This window comes from Amycolatopsis eburnea, assembly GCF_003937945.1.
GTDB lineage: Bacteria > Actinomycetota > Actinomycetes > Mycobacteriales > Pseudonocardiaceae > Amycolatopsis > Amycolatopsis eburnea.
The window spans coordinates 87367-107432 of sequence record NZ_RSEC01000061.1 but is presented as its reverse complement, the minus strand read 5'-3'; the positions used below and the strand labels follow the sequence as shown (position 1 = coordinate 107432).

Here is a 20066-nt window from a genome sequence, read left to right as displayed (position 1 = left end):
CACCCCAACCCGGTCAATTGTCGCGGCGGGGATAATACCGGCAATCAGCCCATGATTGGGTACGCGTCAGTGGTTCTGCGGCTCGGAGCCGATCCGGTAGGGCACCGGCCGGCCGTCCGCGTCCCGCACCGGAAGCGGCCGCCCCTGCGCGTCGACGATCTTGCCGTCGACGACCTTGTCGCCGTTCTCCAGCTGAGACAGCACCTTCAGGTCGGAGTAGTCGATCACGCGGGTCGCCGTCGCGAACACCGACGGCTCGGTTCCCGCCTTGCCCGGTTTCAGGTGGTTGAAGACCAGGTTCAGCACGACCGCCAGGAGCGCCGCGGAGCTGATCCCCGAGTGGAAGATCGTGCCGACCCACGCCGGGAACCGGTCGTAGAAGCCCGGTACCGCGATCGGGACCATGCCCAGGCCGACGGAAGCCGCGACGATCACCAGGTTGAGGTTGCCGTTGTAGTCCACTTTGGACAGGGTCTTGATGCCGGACGCCGCGACCGTGCCGAACAGCACGAGACCGGCGCCGCCCAGGACGGGGTACGGGATGGCGGCGACCACGCGGCCCAGGACCGGGAGCATGCCGAGGACCACCAGGACGCCGCCGCCGGCGGTCACCACGAACCGGCTCCGGACGCCGGTGATCGCGACGAGGCCGACGTTCTGGGCGAAGGCGCTCTGGATGAAGCCGTTGAAGACCGGCGCGATCGCCGAGGACGCCATGTCGGCCCGCAGGCCGTCGCCGATCCGGCGCTTGCCGACCGGCGTGTCGACGATCTCGCCCACCGCGAGGATGTCGGCCGTGGTCTCGGTGAGGGTCACCAGCACGACGATGAACATCGACACGATCGCGGCGACGTCGAAGGTCGGCGCGCCGAAACCGAACGGCGCCGGCACCGCGAAGATCGGACCGTTCCCCACCTGGGAGAAGTCGGCCTTGCCGAGCAAAGTGGCCAGCGCGGTGCCCACCACGATCGACAGGAGGATCGAGAGCCGGGAGATCGCCGGGACGGCGACCTTGCTGAGCAGCAGCACGATCGCCAGCGTCAACGCGGCCAGCCCGATGTTCGAGACCGACCCGAAATCGCCTGCCTTGGTGTCGTTGCCCATCGCCCACTTCGCCGCGACCGGCATCAGGCTGAGGCCGATCACGGTGATCACCGTGCCGGTGACGACCGGCGGGAAGTACTTCACCAGCCGCGAAAACACGGGGGTGATGAGCAGGCCGAGCAGCGCGGAGGCGATCACCGAACCGAACACCGCGGGCAGCCCGCCGTCGGCCACGATCGCGGTCATCGTCGCGACGCCGGCGAAGGAGGTGCCCTGCACCAGCGGCAGCCGGGAGCCGAAGAAGGGCACGCCGTAGGACTGCAGGATCGTCGCCAGCCCGCCGATGAACAGGCACGACGCGACGAGCAGCCCGACTTCGGCGGGTGAGACGCCCGCAGCGCCCCCGATGATCAGCGGGGGCGCGATGATCCCGCCGTACATGGTCAAGACGTGCTGGACGCCGTAAGCGAGGCTCTTGCCGAACCCGAGCCGTTCGTCCTCGGGGCGGCGTACCGGGGCCACGTCACCCGTCGCCGGCGTCCGCTTCACCCGCGCCATCCGACCTCCCACAGTTTTCGTTCTGCGGAGGTTAACTTCCGTATAGCAGAACAGCAAGACCCGCGTGCTCGAGGGCGACCGGCACTTCCACCCCACCCTGGTCGCGGCCACCTCGCGCCGGCCGAGCACTCCCGCCGCGAGCTCGGCCGCACCGCGGACGACCACCGCCGGCTGCTGGACGCGTTGCGTGCTCGACCTGCTCGCCCACCGCGACAACGGATTCTGTCGCGGCACGACTCACGTCTTCGCGGCGAACGCCCGGGTTCCCGCCTCGCGCCGGAAAGGCTCCAGGGTCTGCCGCTGGCGGGCGGCACGGGCGAGCAGTTCGTCGAAGTCCGTGCCCGGCAGCCGCTCCCGCAAGCCGGCCAGCTCGCCCAGCGTGTGCCAGAGGATCTTCTTGCCCTCGATGCCCATCGCGAGGCCCTCCAGCTCCACGAACCGGCTCAGCGGCGAATAGGAAACCCACCGGCCGTTGCGCTTGAGCCGCCCGAGCCGCTCCCCCGCCGCCGCCAGGACGACCTTGGCCGGGTTGGGGCGGACGCCGAGTGTGCGCATGATCGTCTCGAACGTGCGCACGTCCTCCGCGATTCCGTCGGCGACCTGAACCAGTGCCTCGCCGAGTTCGGTTCCCTTGTTGTTGTCACGGGCGCGGCGCGCCAGCGCCCGCCAGGTGATGCCGAGCGCCAGCTGGTCGCGGAGGTAGACGGCCAGGTAGCCGGTCCTCGCGCGCCGCCGTCGTTCGCGCGCTGCCGGAGTGGTTGCTGACATGACTTTCCTTCCGTGGTGACGGTTCGGAGGTGCCGGATCACGTCCGGCCCGGCTTCCCGTTTCGCACGCGAACACACGCCGGGGGACGCGTCGTTCGTCCACAGGGTGTTCCCTTTTGGGCGATCCTGAGCGATAGTGGTCGAGTCTGAGTTTTACAACGTTGTAAACCCTGGAGGCCCCGATGCGCCGGCGACTGTCCTGGGGAAGTACCTGGTTGGCCGCCCTCGTCCTGGTCGCGCCGGTCGCGCTCGGCGGAGCCGCCGCGGCCGAAGACACCACTCGCGGCTCGGGGACGCACTTCCTCGACCACTCCGCCGCGCTCGCCGGGTTCAGCGAACCTGGGTGGTACGAAGCGAACATCCCCTTCGTGGACTTGCCCGACACCACGATGGAGAGCGTCTACTACTACCGCTGGCGCGTCTTCAAGGAACACCTGCGCTACACCAACCCCGCCGACGGCTGGATCTCGACGGAGTTCCTCGACTGCTGCGGCTACGCCGCGCCCTACCAGGCGATCAACGCCGCCGCCGGGCACCAGCTGACCGAGGGGCGGTGGCTGCGCGATCCCCGCTACGGCCAGGACTACCTCCGGTTCTGGCTCACCGGGCCCGGCGCGGGCGCGAAGCCCGCCACCGACGACGTCAACGCCGACACCACCGACTGGGCGCACGAGTACAGCGTCTGGCTGGCCACCGCCGCCTACGGCCAGGCGCAGGCGACCGGCGACTTCGGCCCGCTGCGCGAGCTGCTGCCCGCGCTCGTGCGCCAGTACCGCGGCTGGGACAAGCAGTTCGACGCCGGCCTCGGGCTCTACTGGTCGGTTCCAGTGTGGGACGCCATGGAGTTCTCCGCCTCGTCCTACGAATCACCGAACCCCTACCACGGCGGCGCCGGCTACCGGCCGACGCTCAACTCCTACCAGTACGGCGACGCGGTCGCGATCAGCCGCATCGCCGGCTCGGTCGGGGACCACGCGCTCGCCGCCGAGTACGCCCAGCGCGCCGCGAACCTGAAGGCCGCCCTGCGGAAGTGGCTGTGGGACCCGGAACGGGGCTTCTACTACGCGATGGCCCGCGACGACAACCCCGGGCACAAGCTGTCGGGCAGCCGTGAGCAGATCGGTTACCTGCCCTGGATGTTCGGCGCCGCGCAGCCCGGTGACAGCGCCGCGTGGTCGCAGCTGCTCGACGCCCAGGGCTTCGCGAGCGCCTACGGTCCCACCACGGCCGAACGCCGCAGCCCGTTCTTCATGAAGGACGCCGGCTCCTGCTGCCGGTGGGACGGGCCGAGCTGGCCCTTCGCCACCGCACAGACCCTGACCGGACTGGCGAACCTGCTCGACGACTACCCCGCGCAGACCACCGTGTCCAAAGAGGACTATGCCGCGGCGCTGGCCACCTACGCCCGCACCCAGACCAAGAACGGCAAGCCCTACGTCGCCGAGGCGCACGACCCGGACCGCGACGCGTGGATCTACGACGGGCGCAACCACAGCGAGGACTACAACCACTCCACGTACAACGACCTGGTGCTGTCCGGGCTGATCGGCCTGCGCCCGCAGAGCGACAGCACCTTGCGCGTCCAGCCATTGACTCCGTCCACATGGGACCACTTCGCCGCCGAAAACGTGCCGTATCACGGGCACGACGTCACCGTGCTGTGGGACCGCGACGGCAAGCACTACGGGCAGGGCGCCGGGATGCGGCTCTACGTCGACGGACGGCTCGTCCAGCGCTCCACGACCCTGCGCGCCACGACCATCGACGTCGGCCGCACCGCACTCCCCGCGGCGGACGAACTCGTCAACGACGCCGCCAACCCGCTGCGCACCGGCTTCCCGAAGCCGATTACGTCCTACACCTGGGCGGGCGACAACCCGTGGAACGCCCTCGACGGCAAGGCCTGGTACGACGAGGTCCCCGAGAACACCCGCTGGACCAACTATTCTTCGCCGAACCCGAGCGACTTCTACGGCGTCGACTTCGGCGCTCCCACCCCCGTCGGCGACATCCGCTGGCAGGGCTACGACGACGGTGGCGGCGTCAAACCCGCCGCGGCCTACCGGCTGGAGTACTGGACCGGCTCGGCCTGGCGGGAAGTACCCGGCCAGGTCCGCGAGCCGGCGGACCCGGTGGGCAACGGCGTCAACCGCGTGACCTTCCCGACGCTGACCACCAGCAAGGTCCGGCTCGTGTTCACCAACCCGCCGGGGGCCTTCGTCGGCGTCACCGAGTTGCAGTCCTGGACGCCGTCGAGCCGGGACGCCCGCATCACCGTCGGTCCCGCCAACGCCAACGGCGTCATCACCGTCCGCCCGGGCACGCCGCTGACCGTGACCGTGCGGAACACCACCGGCAGCCCGCTCACCTCTCCGCGGCTGAGCGTCGCCGTTCCGGACGGCTGGTCGGTCACGGCCGGCAGCCGGCCGGCGGGCGCCATCCCGCCCGGGCAGAGCCGGACGTGGAACTACACGCTGAGCCCGCCGCCGGGTGCCGAACCGGGCGGCGCGGCGACGTTGACCGCGACCGCGTCCTACCGCGGCCCCGGCGGCCGGACCGCATCCACGCACCAGCGCCAGAACCTCCAGATCGCGCACCCCGCGGGACAGCAGGACCCGGTCGGCGCCTGGACCTTCGATGAAGGCAACGGGACCGTCGCCCACGACAGCGCGGGAACGCACGACGCCACCTTGAGCGGCTCCCCCGCGTGGGTCCCCGGCACCGCGGGCACCGCCCTGCACTTCGACGGCTCGGGCCAGTACGCGGCGACCGGCGGCCCCGTCGTGGACACCACCGGCAACTACTCGGTCAGCGCCCGGGTCCGGCTGGACCGCACGGGCTCCTGGGCGACGGCGGTGAGCCAGGACGGCACCCCGAGCAGTGGCTTCTACCTGCAGTACTCGGCGGCCGACGACCGCCTCGCGTTCTCGACCAGTTCGGGCCGGGCGTTGTCGGACGCCGCCCCGCAGACCGGGCGCTGGTACCACCTGGTCGGGGTGCACGACGCCGACGCCGGCACCTACACCCTCTACGTCGACGGCGTGGCGCAGGCGAAGACGTGGGCCCAAGCGGCCGGAGACAGCGCTCCCGGCCCGCTGGCGATCGGCCGGGCGGTCTCCGGCGGGCGGCACAGCGACTTCTGGCCGGGCAGCATCGACGACGTCCAGGTGTGGAACCGGGTCTTGACCGCGGCCGAAGTGAGCCGCTGACGGGCCGGACCTCAGGGCGCCGGCCGCGGCGAGTCGCGCCGGGCGAACCGGCGCGACTTCGCCGGAACCCTGGACGGAACCGGCGTGCCGTCAAGGCGCGCTGCCCGCGGCGCGGGCGGCGCGACGGGACAGCTCGGCGAACGCCGCACGCAGCTGCGGCGGGGCGACCACCTCGATCTCGGTGTCGAAGCGCGCCAACGCCGCCGCGAGGGCGGCCCAGGACCACGACCCGGTCGTCAGCCGGGTCCGCCCCGCGCCGAGTTCCTCGACGACGCCGTCGCCGGCGAACGGGGCGACCTCGGCCGCGGGCCGGTCGAGGATCACCTCGCCGCGGCAGGGCCAGGCGTTCGTGACCTCGGCGCCCTTGAACCGGGCCGACAGGAAGGCGGCCACGTCGCCGCCCGGTACCTCGCGGGGGGTGAACCTCGGCCCGTTCGGCACCCGCGGTGTCATCCGGTCGGCGCGGTAGGCGCGCCAGTCGCCGCGGCCGGGGTCCCAGCCGACGACGTACCAGCGCCCCGCCCGCACCACGAGGTGGTGCGGCTGCACCCGGCGGGGCGGCCCCGGCTCGGCATCGGCGGGGCGTCCCGGCGAGCGGTAGTCGAACCGCAGCTCCTCCCGGGCGCGGACCGCGGCGCTCAGCGTGAGCAGGACGTCGGTGTCGACCTGGGAACCAGCTCCGGCCGCGCTGATCTCGAGGGCGTCGACCCGCTGCCGCAGCCGCGAGGGCAGCACCTGCCGCACGGTGGTCAGTGCCCGCGCGGCCGCCTCCTCGATGCCCGCGCCCGTCCCGACGGCGATCCGCAGCGCCACGGCGAGCGCGACCGCCTGCTCCTCGTCGAACAGCAGCGGCGGCAGCTCGCTGCCCGCTTCGAGCCGGTAGCCGCCGTCGGGTCCCTTGACCGCCTGGACGGGGTAACCGAGCTCCCGCAGCCGGTCGACGTCGCGCCGCACCGTCCGCTCGCTGACGCCCAGCCGCTCGGCGAGCAGGCCGCCCGGCCAGTCACGGCGGGCCTGCAGCAGCGAAAGCAGCGACAGCAGCCGGCTCGAGGTCGTCGTCGAAGAAGCGATCGGCATGTTTTCAGAATGCCACGAGTAGGGGACGTACCCTGACCGCTACTCACGCGACAGTGGCACTCGTCGCCGGAACCCCCGGCGTCGGAAAAACCTCGTAAAGGACCGGAACACCATGCCGCTCAACGCTGTCGCCCACCTGAACTTCCACGGCGAGGCCCGCGAAGCCCTCGAGTTCTACCAGTCGGTGTTCGGCGGGCAGCTCACCATCGCCACCTACGCCGACTTCGGGATGCCCGCCGACCTGCCCGGTGCCACGCACGTCGTGTTCGGCCAGGTCGTCGCCGACAACGGCTTCCGCGTCATGGCCTACGACGTGCCCGGCCAGGCCGCGCCGGCCACCCCGGGCGCACCCCGCACACGGCGCGAAAACGGCACCACGATCACCACCGAGCCGTTCTTCCTCTCCGTCCGCGGCGAAAGCGTCGACGAGGTCGCCCCGGTGTGGGCGGGCCTCGCCGAGGGCGCGACCGTGATCGAGGAGTTCGGCCCCGCCCCGTGGGCGCCCGGCTTCGGGATGCTGGCCGACCGCTTCGGCGTCACCTGGATCGTCGACGTCGCGGCCCAGTACGCACAGGCCTGACCGCCCGCCAGGGGTGCGGCCCGTCCCGGCCGCACCCCCGCCACCCCAGGAGAAACCCCATGCGCACCCGCCCGCTCGGCCGGACCGGTATCCAGGTCAGCGCCTACACCCTGGGCACGATGATGTTCGGCCCGCACGGCAACCCCGACCCCGGCGAGTGCGTGCGGATCGTCCACCGCGCCCTCGACGGCGGCATCACCGTCATCGACACCGCCGACGTCTACGGCGGCGACGGCGAATCCGAGAGGATCGTCGGTAAGGCGCTGCGCGGCCGCCGCGACGACGTCGTCCTCGCCACGAAGTTCAACGGCCCGATGGGCCCCGGCGCCAACCAGCGCGGCAGCTCCCGCCGGTGGATCGTCGCCGCGGTCGAAGGGTCGCTGCGCCGACTGGGGGTCGACCACATCGATCTCTACCAGGCCCACCACCCCGAGCCCGGCACGGACGTCGAGGAAACCCTCGGCGCGCTGACCGACCTGCTGCGCGCGGGCAAGGTCCGCGCGATCGGCCACTCCAACCTGCCCGCGTCGGACATCGTCGAGGCCCAGTGGGTGGCGCGGCGGGCCGGGCTGGCCCGGTTCCGCGCCGAACAGCCGCACTACTCGATCCTCAACCGCGGGATCGAACGCGAGGTCCTGCCGGTCTGCGAGCGCCACGGACTGGGCGTCCTGGTGTGGAGCCCGCTGGCGATGGGCCTGCTCGCCGGCCGCCTCCGCCGGGGCAACGGCGAAACGGCGTCGGCGGGCCGGCTGCACTGGGCGCGGCGGCACATGACCGACGAGCGCAAGCTCGATGCCGTCGAAGCCCTCGCCCAGGTCGCCGGCCAGGCCGGGCTGTCGCTGCCCCACCTCGCGCTGGCGTTCGCGACCGCGCACCCGGCGGTCTCCTCGGCGATCATCGGGCCGCGCACGCCCGAGCAGCTCGACGACCTGCTCGCGGGAGCCGGGACGCTCGTGGACGACGACGTGCTCGACCGCATCGACGAGATCGTGGCGCCGGGCACCGACGTCGGGCCGGTCGACGTGGCCTACGTCCCTCCCCCGCTCGAGCAGGCGGCGCTCCGCCGCCGCCCCGTCGAAACCCGGGCAGCACAACCGAAGCCGGGTACCTGAGGTCAGCGGTGGGCTCGGCGGTCCATCGGTCCCCACTCCGCCGAGCCCTGTCCGTCCACCAGCCGGCGGGCTTCCAGCAGCACTTCGTCCGCCACCCACGCCAACGGCTCCACCGCCACCACCAGCGGTTCGTTGTCCGGCCCGCGGGAGACCTCCCTGGCCCGCAGCACCCACGGCCGGACGTCCGGTCCGCGCAGGTCCCGCAAGTGCTCGTAGTCGTACAACCGCCGCGCCAGCCACAGCCGGATCGAGCGGTCGCCCCACCACGGCTCGCGGCGCAGGGAGTTCGCCGACAGGCCCGGCAGCGGAATCCCGGTCAGCCCGTCCCGGCTCGACGCCGCGTCCGCCAGGTCGACGTCCGGGCCGCGTGACCAGCGGACGTACAGGTCGTCGCCTTCGGCTTCGAACAGGCGGACCAGCTCCCGCAAGTCCTTCACCGTGGGCAGCATGATCACGCGGTACCCCCGCGACCACCGGTTAACCACGCCCCGGCCCCACCGTCGCTAGGCTGCGGCCATGGCCGAGATCGCATCGTTGACCCCCGCTGACGCGTTCGAGCTGCTGCTCGCCGGCAACCGGCGCTTCGTCGCCGGAGCTCCGGAGCACCCGAACCAGGATGCGGCGCGGCGGGCCGAGGTCACGCCCGGTCAGCGGCCGTTCGCCGTGCTGTTCGGGTGTTCCGACTCCCGGCTGGCCGCCGAGATCATCTTCGACCGCGGCCTGGGCGACCTGTTCGTGGTCCGCACCGCGGGGCACGTGGCCGGCTCGGAGGTACTGGGCAGCATCGAGTACGGCGTGGCGGTGCTGGACTGCCCGCTGGTGGTCGTCCTCGGGCACGACTCGTGCGGCGCGGTCGGCGCCGCGTCCGCCGCGCTGGCGGACGGGGTGACGCCCGGCGGGTACATCCGGGACGTCGTCGAGCGGGTGACGCCCAGCGTGCTGGCCGCCCGGGCCGCGGGGCGGGTGGCCCCGGACGAGGTCCTCGCCGAGCACGTCCGGCACACCGTGGACCTGCTGCTGGAACGCTCCCGGGTGCTCGCCGACGGCGTCGACGCGGGCCGGGTCGCGGTCGTCGGCCTGTGCTACCGGCTGGCCGACGGCCGGGCGGACGTGGTGGCGGCCCGCGGCCTCGAGGTCACCGCGTCCTGACCGGACGCCGGGCGGCCACGGCGGAGACCCACAGCATCGCCGTGATGACGCCGAGGGCAAGGGTCAGCGAACCGCCCGCGCCGCCGGTCATCGCCCAGCCGTTGCCCACCAGCAGCGCCGCTCCGGCGACCGCCGACACCACCGCGTCGCGGCGGTTGCCCGCGCGGGCGAAGCGGCGGGCGAGGACGTAGCAGGCCGCGGCGAGCGCCAGGAAGGAGACGCTGCCCGCGGCCAGGTGGCCGATCCCGTGCCACGACAACGTGGCAGGCACGCCCGCGGGGGTGCCGGCCGGGAAGCCGTTGCCCGGGTCCGGGGTGAAGACGCCCGCCGCGATCATGCCGGCGCCGTAGACGGTGAGCAGGCGGGTGACCGCCTTGCCGCCGGAGGTGAACCGGGTGGCGCCGAGGAGGATGAGCACGCCGGCGAGGACGAAGTTGGTGATCTGCAACCAGCCGAGCGAGCCGGTGCTCAACGCGCTCAGCGGGTGGCGGGTCAGGTCGAAGCCCTCCCGCGTCGCGGCCTGGACCAGGGAGACGGCGACCCACAGCGGGGCCGCCACTGCCAAGGTCGTCGACTGCGCGGACGTGGGGCGGGTCAGGGTGACGGTCATGGTTCGTGTCCTTTTCGGATCAGGGGTTTCAGAAGGTGACGCCGGCTTCGGCGGCCGCGGCGTCGTCGAGGAAGTCCTGCTCGATGCGCGGGGAGGCGTGGATGCACATCATCCGCAGCGGCTCGGGGCCGACCGCGCGGAAGGCGTGCGCGGTGCCCGCGCCCACCACCACGACGTCGCCCTGGCGGGCGGTGGCCTCGCCGTCGCCGGTGCGGAACAGGGCCTCGCCGGCGAGCACGACCCAGGTTTCGGTGTAGGGGTGGACGTGGGCGTCCGGGCCCTGCCCGGCGGTGTTGTGGACGTGGAAGAACGAGATGCCGGAGCCGTAGGGCTCGCCCTCGAACCGGGCGGTGCGCCCGCTGCCGATGCGCAGGTCGTCTTCCTTCGCGATGACCACCACGGGAGGTCTCCTTTCGGGGTGTTTTCCGGACTGGGAAGATCCTCGGGCCGGACCCCCGCCCGGGACATCCGTGGCGACCACGGATTCCGCCACGGAGAGCCGGTACGGAAACCGCGGTGCGGCATACTCGGGCCCATGCCCAGCTCGCCGACCATCTCGCCGCGCGAGCGCGAGGTCCTGCTGGCCGTCGCGGACCGGCTGAGCAACGCCGAGATCGCCGAGCGGCTCTTCGTGTCGGTCCGCACGGTCGAGAGCCACGTGTCCGCGTTGCTGCGCAAGCTCGACGCCGCCGACCGCCGCGAACTGGCCGCCCGCGCGGCCACGCTCGGCGGCGAACGGACCGGGCTGGTCGTCGGCGCGCCGCGGCCGCCCACGAGCTTCGTCGGGCGGGCCGAGGAGCGGGACGCCGTGGTGCGGCTGGTGGACGAAAGCCGCGTGACCACGGTTCTCGGGCCCGGCGGGGTCGGCAAGACCCGGCTGGCCGTGGCCGCGACCGAAGCCGCCGCCGCGCGGTTCCCGGGCGGTGCGACCTTCGTCAACCTCGTCCCCAGCCGGCCCGGGTCGGTGCTCGAGTCGGTCGCCGCCGGGCTCGGCGTCCTGCCCCGGCCGCAGCAGCCGCTGGCGGACGCGGTGGCCGCGCAGCTGACCGGGCGGGCGCTGCTGGTGCTGGACAACTGCGAGCACGTGGCCGACGACGTCGCCGACGTCATCGCCGCCCTGATCGCGGCGAACCCGCGGCTGAGCGTGCTCACGACGAGCCGGGAACGCCTCGGCGTCCCCGGCGAAACGGTGCTGCAGCTCGGGCCGCTGCCCGCCACCGGTGCTGCGGCGGCCCTGTTCACCGACCGCGCGAAGGCGGTCGATCCGGCGTTCGACGCCGACCCCGCGCAGGTCGCCGAGCTGTGCCGCGAGCTCGGCGGCACGCCGCTGACCATCGAACTCGCCGCCGCGCGCGTCGCGTCGCTGGGCCTGGCCGGGCTGCGCGCCGGGCTGGCCGACGACCCGCTGCGCGTGCTGTCCGCCGCGCGCGGGGAGCCGCGGCACCGGTCACTGCGGTCGGTGCTCGACTGGAGCTACCGCCTGCTCACCGAGGAGGAACGCACGGTGCTGGTCCGGGTCTCCCGGTTCCGCCACCGCTTCGACCTCGACGGCGTCGCGGCGCTGTCGCCGGAGCTGTCCGCCGGCGCGGTGTCCGACCTGCTTGGCCGGCTGGTCGACAAATCGCTGGTCACCGTGCACGGGACGGACGGCTGGGCGCTCTTCGACGGCGTCGCCCGGTTCGCCCGCGAACTGCTGGACGACGAGGTGTCGGCGCGCTACCGGCAATGGGCCGCCCGCCGCGCGCGGGAGCTGACCGGCCGGCTCGGCGGGGACTGGCGCGACGACTTCGACCGGATCGCCGACGACCTGCGCGCCTGCGTCGCCGAGGACGACTCGCACGGGCTTACCGCCGACCTGGCCAGGCTCGCCTACGCGCGCGGCTTCGTCGCCGAAGCCGTCACGCACTGGCGAACGGCCGCCGGCCGGGCGGCGTCGACCGCGGAGGCGGCCGCGGACCTCGACCGGGCGGGCAGCTGCGCGCACCTGCTGGGCACCGCGCGCGAGCACTACGACCTCGTGCTGACCGCCGCCGGCCGCGCGGCGGACGACGCGGCGACCCGGGCCGGGTGCCTGGCCGCCGCGGTCGTGCTGGCGGAGCGGTTCCGCGGCGCCGGGTTCGTCACCGACCCCGTCCCGGACGCCGAACTCGACCGGATGCTGACCGAAGCGGACCGGCTCGCGTCCGGCTCGGCGCCGGTCGCCGTCGCCCGCGCGTGGCGGTCGGGGCCCGGCCCGCAAACGGTCACGGCCGAGGCGGCCGAGCGCGCGGTCGCGGCCGCGGCAGGCGACCCGCTGCTGCTCAGCTCCGCGCTCGACGCCCGGTGCACCGCGGAGGCCCTCGCGGGCCGCCCGGACCTGGCCCATGCGACGACCCGGCGGCGCCTGGACCTCGTGCTCCCCACCGACCGCGCCGACCCGCGGGCGGCGCTCGAGGTGGTGGACGCGTTCCGCTCGGCGATCACCTACGCCGTGGCCACCGGCGCCCTCGCCGACGCGCTGAGCGTGAGCAGGCGCGCCGCGGCCGACCCCGCGCTCGCGGGGCACCCGTACTGGGCGACGAGCGGGCTGGTCACCACCCTCGCGCTGACCGGGAGCTTCGCCGAAGCCGCCGAGTCCGCCGCCCGGTTGTGGCGCGCCACCGCGGAAACCGGGCCACCCCGCAACGCGACCCTCGGCGTGCCGCTGCTCGCCGCCGCCCTGGCCGCGGGCTTGTCGGGCGACGAAGAGGCGATGGCCGGCTGGCGCACCCGCGCGGCGGCGGTCGCGGGCGTCGCCACCCCGGCGGACTCGGCCAACCTGGCCCCGCTGGACGCGTTCGTCCGCGCCCGCGTCGCGGTGCACACCGGAACGGGCCTGCCGCGGCTGCTTCCCGAGGTCGGCGCCGACTTCACCCCTGGCCGGTTCAACGGCTACGCGGCCGGTGCGGCCGCCGAACTGGCGGTGGTGCTGGACGCCCCGGACGCCGAAAAGCACCTGGAACGCGCCGAACGCCATGCGGCCCACAACACCTGGACCGCGGCGATCCTGACCCGGGCCCACGCCCGCCGCACCGGCGACCCGGCGCTCGTCAAGGACGCGGCGACCCGGTTCGCCGACCTCGGCGCCGCCTTCGAGGAACAGACCACGCTGCAGCTGACCGATCCCGCGTAAGGGCCTACCGGCCGGTCAGCTCGGCAACGACCGGCGCGAGCGCACCGGCACCGGCCGCGCCGACCACGAAGTAGGAAAACCCGATTTCCTCGCGCCGCCGCTGGATCTCCTCGGCCGCGGCAGCGGGGTCGGCGGGCAGGAACGCCAGCGAGTCCGCGGCCCGGACGGCGGCGGGATCGGTGCCGGGCCCGGTCATGAACGCCGCGACCGAGTCGCCGACCACCCGGCACGTGCAGCGCCAGTTCCGCGTCACGACGGTTGTCGAAGCGCGCTACCCGCTGCGTCGTCGTGGCCCGCGTTTCGGTCTGCGGCATCACGAACGTCACCGTGTCGGCCAGCTCGGCGGCGAGCGCCTCGGCCTTCGGACCGCCCACGGCCATGACCACCGGGGTGTGCCGGTCCGGGCCGTCGAGGTCGCGCAGCGCCGTGACGACGTCACGCACCTGGCTCGCCCGTTGCCCGACCGGGGTGGGCGGCAGTCCCAGCTCACGAAGCTGGTCGGCGATCCCCGGCCGCCCGGTGCCGATGCCGAGCTCGAACCGGCCCTCGGTGAGCACCGACAGCGAGTGCGCCTCCCACGCGGTGATCCACGCGGGCCGGACCGGCGAGGCATACACCCAGGTGCCCACGCGCAGGCCGGTGACGGTCGCCGCCACGGCGAGCGCCGGGCCCGGTGCCGGCTGCCACTGCGGCACGTCGGGCATCAGGATCGTCGAGAAGCCGCTGTCGGCCAGCCGCCGTAGCTGATCACGCCAGGCCGGCAGGTCCGCGGTGATCGGCGCGACGACGCCGAACCGCAGCGGCTTGTTCGTCGGGTGGTCCGTCATGGTGAAGCCCCTTCGCCTGCGCCCCGGCCTGGTGCCGGGCTCGTATCCTCCACGAACGGGCCCCGGGGCATCCGACAAGCCGGGCTCTCAAAGCCGGAAGTGGACCCGGATGGCCGTACTTCCGCTGCCGGTGTGCAGGCGGACCAGGTCGGACATGTGGTTGACCAGCAGCAAGCCGCGGTTGCGGTGCTGGTCCGGCAGGACCGGGTGCCGCCCGGCCAGGGGGTCGGTCAGGGTGCCCCGGTCGTCGACCTGGCAGACGAGGTGCGCGTCGGCGGTCCAGATCCGCAGCCTGCCGGAGCCGCCGCCGTGGTCGATGCTGTTGGTGACCAGTTCGGTCACGACCAGTTCCGCGTCGACGACCTGGTCGTCGGCCAAGCCCGCGTGACGCGCTTGCGTGCGCACGAGATCCCGGGCCTGGGCCAGGTTGGTGGCATCGACGGTGAGCTCGGCGGCGCCGGCCGGTTCGGGCAGCGGCCGGTTGTAGGCAGTGATCACCGCCTCGGGGTCGTAGGCCGGGCTGGTTCGCTGACCCGTGCTGTCGATGAGCACGGGATGGGTGGCTTCGGCGTCGGCCAGGACCGCCGGGGTCAGGTTCCGCGTGTCGTAGGGACAGAGGATGGTGACGTCCCGGCCGGTGAAGGCCAGGTTGATCAGCGCTTCGTGCTGGACGCAGGCCGGGTATTCCTGGTCGCTGCGGTCCGGCCAGATCGGTTCGCCGATGATCCGGACCGGCCGGTCCGGGTGGGAGTCGGCGAAGGCGCGAAGCACGCCGGGGATGATCCGGCCGGGGTTCCGCCCGGCCGTCGTCATGTCCATCAGCTGTACGCGGTCGGCGTCGGCGCCGAGTTCGGCGCGCAGCGGAGCGAGGTTGTACCCGGGAACCGCGACGGCGACCGGCTCGCCCGCGGCGAGGCCGGACCGGATGAACGGGACGGTACCGGCGAGGTACTCGGCGGCGTCCCGGTAGAAAAGCGCGGGATGGGTGAACGGCTCGGGAGCACGCCCCTCGACGTGCGTACTCACGACGTTTCCAGTTCTTCGATCACGATTTCACCGGTTCGGTGGGGTACAGCACTGTCAGCATCCTACGCAGCGGACCTGTCGAGGACCGTACCTGTCCGCATCCGATGTCAGGATGGGCGGCACAAGCCCCGACGACAACGGAGAACCCCTGATGAGCCGACACGTCCAGGTCACGTTCGACGCCCACGACCCCCGAGCGCTTTCGTCGTTCTGGCGCGAGGTGCTGGACTACGTCCACCCCGCACCGCCCGGCGTCGAGCTGGCCGAGGGCGCCGACCCGCTGGCGGCGTGGGACGAGTTCCTCGAGCGGGCCGGCGTGCCGGAAGACCGGCGCAACAGCAGCTCCGCCGTGGAGGACCCCGACGGTCGGGGCCCGCGCCTGTTCTTCCAGCAGGTACCGGAGGGCAAGACCGCGAAGAACCGGGTCCACCTCGACGTCAGGAGTGCACCCGGCCTGCAGGGTGCCGAGCGGATGGCGGCGCTCGAAGCGGAGTGCGAACGGCTGGTCGCCCTCGGTGCGACCCGGGTGCGCCGCTTCGAGCCCGAACCCCCGCTCAGCGCCGGGTTCATCGTGATGACCGACCCCGAAGGCAACGAGTTCTGCCTGGATTGACCACGGCGGGGAGCGGGCACCCTCGTCCCATGGAGGTACACCGGCCAGGACCGCTGCGGTGGATCCAGTACGTCTACGGACGCCGGCTGCCCGACACCTACCGCGGCTGGGTCCTGCACGACGCCACCGCGCGCACCTGGCTCCTGCGGTTCGCCGCCCGCATCTGCGCCGAGGCGCTGCCGTGGCTGATCGCGGCCTTCGTCGTCCTGGTGACCCTCACCCCGGTGCCACTGCCGCTGGTGTTCACGATGCTCGCGCTGAGCCTGTTCCTCAGCCTGTTCTTCACCATGACGATGGCCGACGAACTCGCCGAAGTCCGGCTCACCAAGCACGGCTTCCCACCCGGCACCGGAAAGCGCGTCCGCGCCGCACACGGCCGACCGGCCACCTGGCCGTAGCCGGGTCCGCGGTCGCCGTGCGGACGCGGAAACCGGGGATCCAGCGGGCCAGCATGGTGAAGCCCAGCACGGCGACCGGCACCCCTCGTGCCGGCGAGTGCTGTGTGGAACTGCGGCCCGCATCGCCCGGCGAAGGTCAGTGCAGCAGGTCCGGCCGGACGCCGGCGATCTCCTGGGCCAGCTGCCGGACCAGGGTGCCGTTCGGCAGCTTCAGTTCCACTTCCGGGCCGGCGGTGGGCGGCCGGTTCAGCAGCGCCGCATGGCGGGTGGCGAAGTTCCGGTCCACCGGGGTGAAGACCAGTGCCGACAGCACGGCTTTCGAGTTCGGGTCGTCCTTGACCGGCGGGCGCGGTTCCCGGCCCCGGACCGCGCGCAGCTCCTCCCACGCGATCAGGTCTGACTTGCGGCCCGCTCGCCACCACAGTCCGCGTTCGTCGACGACGAAGCGGTGCGTGCGGGGAACGGAGCCGACCATGAGCAGCAGGCCGCCCACCGCGAGCGCGCCGAAGATGAACGAGGCGGCGGTCGGGGAGAAATCGGCTCTGGGCGTCGACGAACGGCCCCCGGCTTCCGGGAAGAGGGCGCCCAGTCCGAAGAAGACACACATGACCAGCCCGCCGATGAACAACCACCGGCTGGACCGGTACTCGATCGCGGGCGTCCCCGGCTTGGGTGACCATGTCTGTTCCGGCACGATCCGCACTCTAGCGGCAGGTGCCGTACCGGACACGGGAACCGAGCCGTTCACGGGCGATCCGCAGGTCGACCCGAAAGCCGTGAAGGGCGGCGTGGACGGCGAAACCGGCGACGGTGCCCATGTTGAGCTACACCTTGTGACCTTCCGCGCCCTCGAAGAGCTTGGTCACCGAGCCGTCGTCGAAGACTTCGTGGATGGCCTCGGCCAGCATCGGCGCGACGGAAAGCACGGTGAGGCCCGGGAACCGCTTGGCAGGCGGTAGCGGGACGGTGTCGGTGAGGACGACCTCCCCGATGCCGCTGGCGGCGAGCCGGTGCGGGGCGTCGCCGGAGAGGACGCCGTGGGTGGCGGCCGCGATCACTTGCGCCGCACCGTGTTCGCGCAGGAGGCGGGTCGCGCCGGCCATGGTGGCACCGGTGTCGATCATGTCGTCGACGACTACGCAGACGCGGCCCCGGACGTCGCCGACGATCTCGGTGCCGTGGCCGTGCTGCAAGGAGTCGCGGTGCTGGACGAACGCGATGGGCCGGCCGCCGAGCAGCTCGGCCCAGGTCTCGGCGAGGCGGACCCGGCCGGAGTCGGGGGCCACGACGGTGAGGTCCGCGTCCGGGTGGGCCGCGCGGACGTGGCGGGCGAGCAGGGGTTGGGCCCGCAGGTGGTCGACGGGCCCGGCGAAGAACCCCTGGATCTGCGCGGTGTGCAGGTCGACGGTCATGAGGCGGTCGGCGCCGGCGGTGGCGAGCAGGTCGGCGACCAGCCGGGCGGAGATGGGCTCGCGGCCGCGGTGCTTCTTGTCCTGGCGGCCGTAGGGGTGGAACGGCCAGATCACCGTGATGGTCTTGGCGCTGGCGCGGCGGAGCGCGTCGAGCATGATCAGGCTTTCCAGCAGCCACGTGTTGATCGGGTCGGTGGGGGTCTGGAGGACGAAGACGTCGCTGCCGCGGACCGACGTGCCGAACCGGACGAACACCTCGCCGTTGGCGAACGCGTGCGCGGTCCGGGGCGCGATCGTCGTGCCCAGGCGCGCGGCGACGGCGTCGGCCAGCCTGGGGTGGGAGCCGCCGGCGGCGAGCATGAGCCGCTTGGTCACGCCGCCCTCGCGCCGGGTGGCCGGGACGCTGGCTGTCACAGGTGTCTTCTCCCTCTTGCGTCGCGGTCAGGCTCCCGGCGGAGTGGCCGGCGCGCACTCGCGCCCATCCCGATCAGTCCCGGTAGGGCGGCGTGGTCAGCGCGACGGCGTCGACCCAGCCGGTGGTGTCCACGTCGTGCCGTCCGGCCAGTTCGAGCAGGTCCCGCACCCGGGCGACGTGCAGTTCGACCTCGCGGTCGAGGCCCGCGTCCCGGGCGGCGTTCAACGCGTCGAGGGCGCCGGCGACCCGCTCGCGCAGGACGCTCACGAACTCGCTCACGGACGTCCCCCGGTTTCGCTGCCGGCCGGTCCCGCGGGCTCGCGCAGGTCGTCGAGCAGCTCGACCTGGCCGCTGAGGACGCTGGTCAGGATGCGCCGGGCGACCCGCAGCAGCTCGGCCACCTCCGGGCTGGTCAGCGAGTAGTAGACCGTCGAGCCCTCTTTGCGCGTCACCACCAGGCCGGCGCGGCGGAGCACGCCCAGCTGCTGGGACAGGTTCGCCGGCTCGATGCCCACCTCCGGGAGCATCTCGGAGACCGCGTGCTCGCGTTGGCTCAGCAGCTCCAGGACCCGGATCCGGGCAGGGTGCCCCAGGTTCTTGAAGAACTCGGCTTTCGCCTGGTAGAGGGGCCTGCTCACGGACTCTCCTCACTGCCGCGCCCGCCGGCGGCGAGCCGGTGACGACTTGCGAAATTCTTTAAGTTCGAAGATTATCATCACATGACGATCGCCGTGGTCTCGGAACCGGCGTTGCCCCGCTACGCCGCCCTGCTGGCCGCGCTGGCCCGGCACGACCGGACCCCGCGGGACGTGCGGGTCCTCGTCGTCGGCGCGCGGACGCTGCCCCCGCTCATTTCGCTGCTGATCGCCGCCGACACCCGCGACCTCGCGCTGTGGAACCTGCCCGACGCCGCCGCTTTCCCGCTGCACCAGGCGATCTTCGGGGCCGACGCCGTCATCGACCTGCTCGGCGCGTTCTCCGCGGAGTTCCGGGAAACCAGCCCGCTCACGATCATCACGCCGGACGACGCCGGGACCGCGCCGTCGGCGATCGCCGGGATCCTGGGCGCGGCGGCCCGCAACCCGCTGGTGACCTGCGACATCGACGTCTACCGCACCGCGGCGGTCGCGCTCGCCGCGGCGCACCGGGGCGGTCCGTTGAGCCCGCACCGGGCGAGGGCGGTGGCTACGGCCGTCGGCGACGCAGTCTTGGCCATGCTCGATCCGACACCACGGCCACCCGGAATCCAGCGCGCCGCCGACGCCTAGCGTTCAGCGCGCTGCCACCCCGCAGGCGGTGGCGACGCCGTCCTGGCCACGCTCGACCTGACACCACGGCCACCCGGATTCCAGCGCGCCACCGACACCTAGCGTTCAGCGCGCTGCCACCCCGCGGGCGGGGTCGGCGTGTCCGCGCCGTTCGCCGGCTCCCGGCCGGCGGGCCGGCTTCCCAGGTTCGCGAGCCAGCCGCGCCAGCGGTCCTGGGCCGGCTTGATCAGGCCGCCGCCGAAACCGACCACGATCACGCCGCCGATCGTCGCCAGCACCGCGATCAGGACCGGGCCCGTGATCGCCGTCGCGATGTTCACCTGGCCCAGCGCCGCGATGATGCCGAACGCCATGATCAGCCAGTACGCCGCCAACGACAGCGGACGCGCCGCACCCCGCCCCGACAACGCCGAGGCCACCACGTCCCGCACGACCTTCGCGATCGCCGCCGCCACCACGACCAGCACCAGTGCCACCACGATCCGCGGCAGGAACGCGATGATGTCGTTGAGCAACTGGCTCACCGGGTTCGTCGGCCCGAACACCCCGAACGCCAGCTGCAGCGCGATCAGCAGGATGAAGTAGTACACCAATTTGACGAGGATCCCCGCCGCGTCGATCTTCTGGCTGCCGATGTTCCCGGAAAGGCCGGTCTTCTCCACGAGTTTCCCGAACCCGACTTTGCCGAGGACCAGCCCCAGCGCTTTCGAAACCGCCTTCGCGATCAGCCAGCCGATCAGCAGGATGATCAAGAATCCCACGAGTTTCGGGACGAACGTGGCCACCAGGTTCCACGCCTGCCCGAGCCCGTCCTTCAGTTGCTGGCCCATAGCGATCCTCTTTCCTTTTC

Annotated in this window: 21 protein-coding genes and 1 pseudogene; 8 read left to right on the top strand and 14 right to left on the bottom strand. The window is 72.9% G+C overall.

What is annotated here, in order from left to right:
- Window positions 1-66: 66 nt before the first annotated feature.
- Window positions 67-1602: a nucleobase:cation symporter-2 family protein gene (locus tag EIY87_RS39770; RefSeq protein WP_125315139.1), complete on the bottom strand. Its 1536-nt coding sequence runs from the start codon at window positions 1600-1602 to the stop codon at window positions 67-69.
- 237 nt (window positions 1603-1839) lie between these two features.
- Window positions 1840-2370: a hypothetical protein gene (locus EIY87_RS39765; RefSeq protein ID WP_125315138.1), complete on the bottom strand. Its 531-nt coding sequence runs from the start codon at window positions 2368-2370 to the stop codon at window positions 1840-1842.
- 214 nt (window positions 2371-2584) lie between these two features.
- On the opposite strand from EIY87_RS39765, the gene EIY87_RS39760 reads away from it, so the two are divergent.
- A complete protein-coding gene (locus tag EIY87_RS39760; protein ID WP_225440345.1) occupies window positions 2585-5578 on the top strand; it encodes an MGH1-like glycoside hydrolase domain-containing protein in 2994 nt (997 codons plus the stop codon).
- A 90-nt stretch (window positions 5579-5668) separates the two neighbouring features.
- On the opposite strand, the gene EIY87_RS39755 is transcribed toward EIY87_RS39760, so the two are convergent.
- Window positions 5669-6655, bottom strand: coding sequence for a helix-turn-helix transcriptional regulator (locus EIY87_RS39755; RefSeq protein ID WP_125315136.1), 987 nt, complete (start codon window positions 6653-6655; stop codon window positions 5669-5671).
- A 112-nt stretch (window positions 6656-6767) separates the two neighbouring features.
- Here EIY87_RS39755 and EIY87_RS39750 point away from each other — a divergent pair, with 112 nt between their 5' ends.
- Window positions 6768-7235, top strand: a complete 468-nt coding sequence (locus EIY87_RS39750; protein WP_125315135.1) for a VOC family protein — start codon at window positions 6768-6770, stop codon at window positions 7233-7235.
- Between the two features lie 59 nt (window positions 7236-7294).
- Complete coding sequence (locus EIY87_RS39745; protein ID WP_125315134.1) at window positions 7295-8347, top strand: aldo/keto reductase; 1053 nt, start codon at window positions 7295-7297, stop codon at window positions 8345-8347.
- 2 nt (window positions 8348-8349) lie between these two features.
- Here EIY87_RS39745 and EIY87_RS39740 read toward each other — a convergent pair whose 3' ends face one another.
- A complete protein-coding gene (locus EIY87_RS39740) occupies window positions 8350-8796 on the bottom strand; it encodes a DUF6098 family protein (protein ID WP_125315133.1) in 447 nt (148 codons plus the stop codon).
- A 67-nt stretch (window positions 8797-8863) separates the two neighbouring features.
- On the opposite strand from EIY87_RS39740, the gene EIY87_RS39735 reads away from it, so the two are divergent.
- The gene (locus tag EIY87_RS39735; RefSeq protein WP_125315132.1) at window positions 8864-9496 is read left to right on the top strand and encodes a carbonic anhydrase; all 633 of its coding nucleotides are present in this window, start codon (window positions 8864-8866) and stop codon (window positions 9494-9496) included.
- Here the strand turns inward: EIY87_RS39735 and EIY87_RS39730 are convergent.
- Together EIY87_RS39730 and EIY87_RS39725 are read right to left on the bottom strand one after the other, a co-directional pair.
- Window positions 9483-10106: a DUF998 domain-containing protein gene (locus EIY87_RS39730; RefSeq protein ID WP_125315131.1), complete on the bottom strand. Its 624-nt coding sequence runs from the start codon at window positions 10104-10106 to the stop codon at window positions 9483-9485. The two genes, EIY87_RS39735 and EIY87_RS39730, sit on opposite strands and share 14 nt — an antisense overlap.
- Window positions 10107-10134: 28 nt before the next feature.
- Window positions 10135-10506 (bottom strand): cupin domain-containing protein, encoded by a 372-nt coding sequence (locus tag EIY87_RS39725; protein WP_125315130.1) that lies wholly within the window; start codon window positions 10504-10506, stop codon window positions 10135-10137.
- A gap of 135 nt (window positions 10507-10641) precedes the next feature.
- Between EIY87_RS39725 and EIY87_RS39720 the strand changes: the two genes are divergently transcribed.
- The gene (locus EIY87_RS39720) at window positions 10642-13257 is read left to right on the top strand and encodes an ATP-binding protein (RefSeq protein ID WP_125315129.1); all 2616 of its coding nucleotides are present in this window, start codon (window positions 10642-10644) and stop codon (window positions 13255-13257) included.
- A 4-nt stretch (window positions 13258-13261) separates the two neighbouring features.
- Here EIY87_RS39720 and EIY87_RS48745 read toward each other — a convergent pair whose 3' ends face one another.
- The 3 genes and pseudogenes from EIY87_RS48745 to EIY87_RS39710 all read right to left on the bottom strand — a co-directional run bounded on the left by EIY87_RS48745 (window position 13262) and on the right by EIY87_RS39710 (window position 15110).
- A complete protein-coding gene (locus EIY87_RS48745; RefSeq protein ID WP_225440387.1) occupies window positions 13262-13510 on the bottom strand; it encodes a hypothetical protein in 249 nt (82 codons plus the stop codon).
- Window positions 13511-13565: 55 nt separating this feature from the next.
- Window positions 13566-14084: pseudogene (locus EIY87_RS48740) on the bottom strand (LLM class flavin-dependent oxidoreductase); the annotation flags it as partial.
- An 87-nt stretch (window positions 14085-14171) separates the two neighbouring features.
- Complete coding sequence (locus EIY87_RS39710) at window positions 14172-15110, bottom strand: sensor histidine kinase (RefSeq protein WP_125315128.1); 939 nt, start codon at window positions 15108-15110, stop codon at window positions 14172-14174.
- A gap of 151 nt (window positions 15111-15261) precedes the next feature.
- Here EIY87_RS39710 and EIY87_RS39705 point away from each other — a divergent pair, with 151 nt between their 5' ends.
- Both EIY87_RS39705 and EIY87_RS39700 read left to right on the top strand, forming a co-directional pair.
- On the top strand, window positions 15262-15723 hold the full coding sequence (locus EIY87_RS39705; protein ID WP_125315127.1) for a VOC family protein: 462 nt from the start codon (window positions 15262-15264) through the stop codon (window positions 15721-15723).
- A gap of 29 nt (window positions 15724-15752) precedes the next feature.
- Complete coding sequence (locus tag EIY87_RS39700) at window positions 15753-16121, top strand: DUF5313 family protein (protein WP_125315126.1); 369 nt, start codon at window positions 15753-15755, stop codon at window positions 16119-16121.
- Window positions 16122-16257: 136 nt separating this feature from the next.
- On the opposite strand, the gene EIY87_RS39695 is transcribed toward EIY87_RS39700, so the two are convergent.
- From EIY87_RS39695 to EIY87_RS39680, 4 genes are all read right to left on the bottom strand, one after another.
- Window positions 16258-16815, bottom strand: a complete 558-nt coding sequence (locus EIY87_RS39695) for a hypothetical protein (RefSeq protein WP_125315125.1) — start codon at window positions 16813-16815, stop codon at window positions 16258-16260.
- Window positions 16816-16945: 130 nt separating this feature from the next.
- A complete protein-coding gene (locus EIY87_RS39690) occupies window positions 16946-17947 on the bottom strand; it encodes a ribose-phosphate diphosphokinase (RefSeq protein ID WP_225440344.1) in 1002 nt (333 codons plus the stop codon).
- Between the two features lie 73 nt (window positions 17948-18020).
- Entirely contained in the window at window positions 18021-18227 is a 207-nt protein-coding gene (locus EIY87_RS39685) for a hypothetical protein (protein WP_125315124.1), read from the bottom strand.
- Window positions 18224-18586, bottom strand: a complete 363-nt coding sequence (locus EIY87_RS39680; RefSeq protein WP_125315123.1) for an ArsR/SmtB family transcription factor — start codon at window positions 18584-18586, stop codon at window positions 18224-18226. The genes EIY87_RS39685 and EIY87_RS39680 overlap by 4 nt, the downstream gene beginning before the upstream one ends.
- Before the next feature lie 81 nt (window positions 18587-18667).
- Here EIY87_RS39680 and EIY87_RS39675 point away from each other — a divergent pair, with 81 nt between their 5' ends.
- Entirely contained in the window at window positions 18668-19216 is a 549-nt protein-coding gene (locus EIY87_RS39675; RefSeq protein ID WP_125315122.1) for a hypothetical protein, read from the top strand.
- Between the two features lie 98 nt (window positions 19217-19314).
- Here EIY87_RS39675 and EIY87_RS39670 read toward each other — a convergent pair whose 3' ends face one another.
- Complete coding sequence (locus tag EIY87_RS39670) at window positions 19315-20046, bottom strand: mechanosensitive ion channel family protein (protein ID WP_125315121.1); 732 nt, start codon at window positions 20044-20046, stop codon at window positions 19315-19317.
- Window positions 20047-20066: the final 20 nt, after the last annotated feature.

What these genes read in the sequence shown, in the direction of transcription:
- EIY87_RS39765 (WP_125315138.1), bottom strand. Translation starts at nt 2,370, where the DNA reads ATGTCAGCAACCACTCCGGCAGCGCGCGAACGACGGCGGCGCGCGAGG.
- EIY87_RS39720 (WP_125315129.1), top strand. Translation starts at nt 10,642, where the DNA reads ATGCCCAGCTCGCCGACCATCTCGCCGCGCGAGCGCGAGGTCCTGCTG.
- EIY87_RS39770 (WP_125315139.1), bottom strand. Translation starts at nt 1,602, where the DNA reads ATGGCGCGGGTGAAGCGGACGCCGGCGACGGGTGACGTGGCCCCGGTA.
- EIY87_RS39705 (WP_125315127.1), top strand. Translation starts at nt 15,262, where the DNA reads ATGAGCCGACACGTCCAGGTCACGTTCGACGCCCACGACCCCCGAGCG.
- EIY87_RS39675 (WP_125315122.1), top strand. Translation starts at nt 18,668, where the DNA reads ATGACGATCGCCGTGGTCTCGGAACCGGCGTTGCCCCGCTACGCCGCC.
- EIY87_RS39740 (WP_125315133.1), bottom strand. Translation starts at nt 8,796, where the DNA reads ATGCTGCCCACGGTGAAGGACTTGCGGGAGCTGGTCCGCCTGTTCGAA.
- EIY87_RS39735 (WP_125315132.1), top strand. Translation starts at nt 8,864, where the DNA reads ATGGCCGAGATCGCATCGTTGACCCCCGCTGACGCGTTCGAGCTGCTG.
- EIY87_RS39745 (WP_125315134.1), top strand. Translation starts at nt 7,295, where the DNA reads ATGCGCACCCGCCCGCTCGGCCGGACCGGTATCCAGGTCAGCGCCTAC.
- EIY87_RS39670 (WP_125315121.1), bottom strand. Translation starts at nt 20,046, where the DNA reads ATGGGCCAGCAACTGAAGGACGGGCTCGGGCAGGCGTGGAACCTGGTG.
- EIY87_RS39730 (WP_125315131.1), bottom strand. Translation starts at nt 10,106, where the DNA reads ATGACCGTCACCCTGACCCGCCCCACGTCCGCGCAGTCGACGACCTTG.
- EIY87_RS39750 (WP_125315135.1), top strand. Translation starts at nt 6,768, where the DNA reads ATGCCGCTCAACGCTGTCGCCCACCTGAACTTCCACGGCGAGGCCCGC.
- EIY87_RS39700 (WP_125315126.1), top strand. Translation starts at nt 15,753, where the DNA reads ATGGAGGTACACCGGCCAGGACCGCTGCGGTGGATCCAGTACGTCTAC.
- EIY87_RS39755 (WP_125315136.1), bottom strand. Translation starts at nt 6,655, where the DNA reads ATGCCGATCGCTTCTTCGACGACGACCTCGAGCCGGCTGCTGTCGCTG.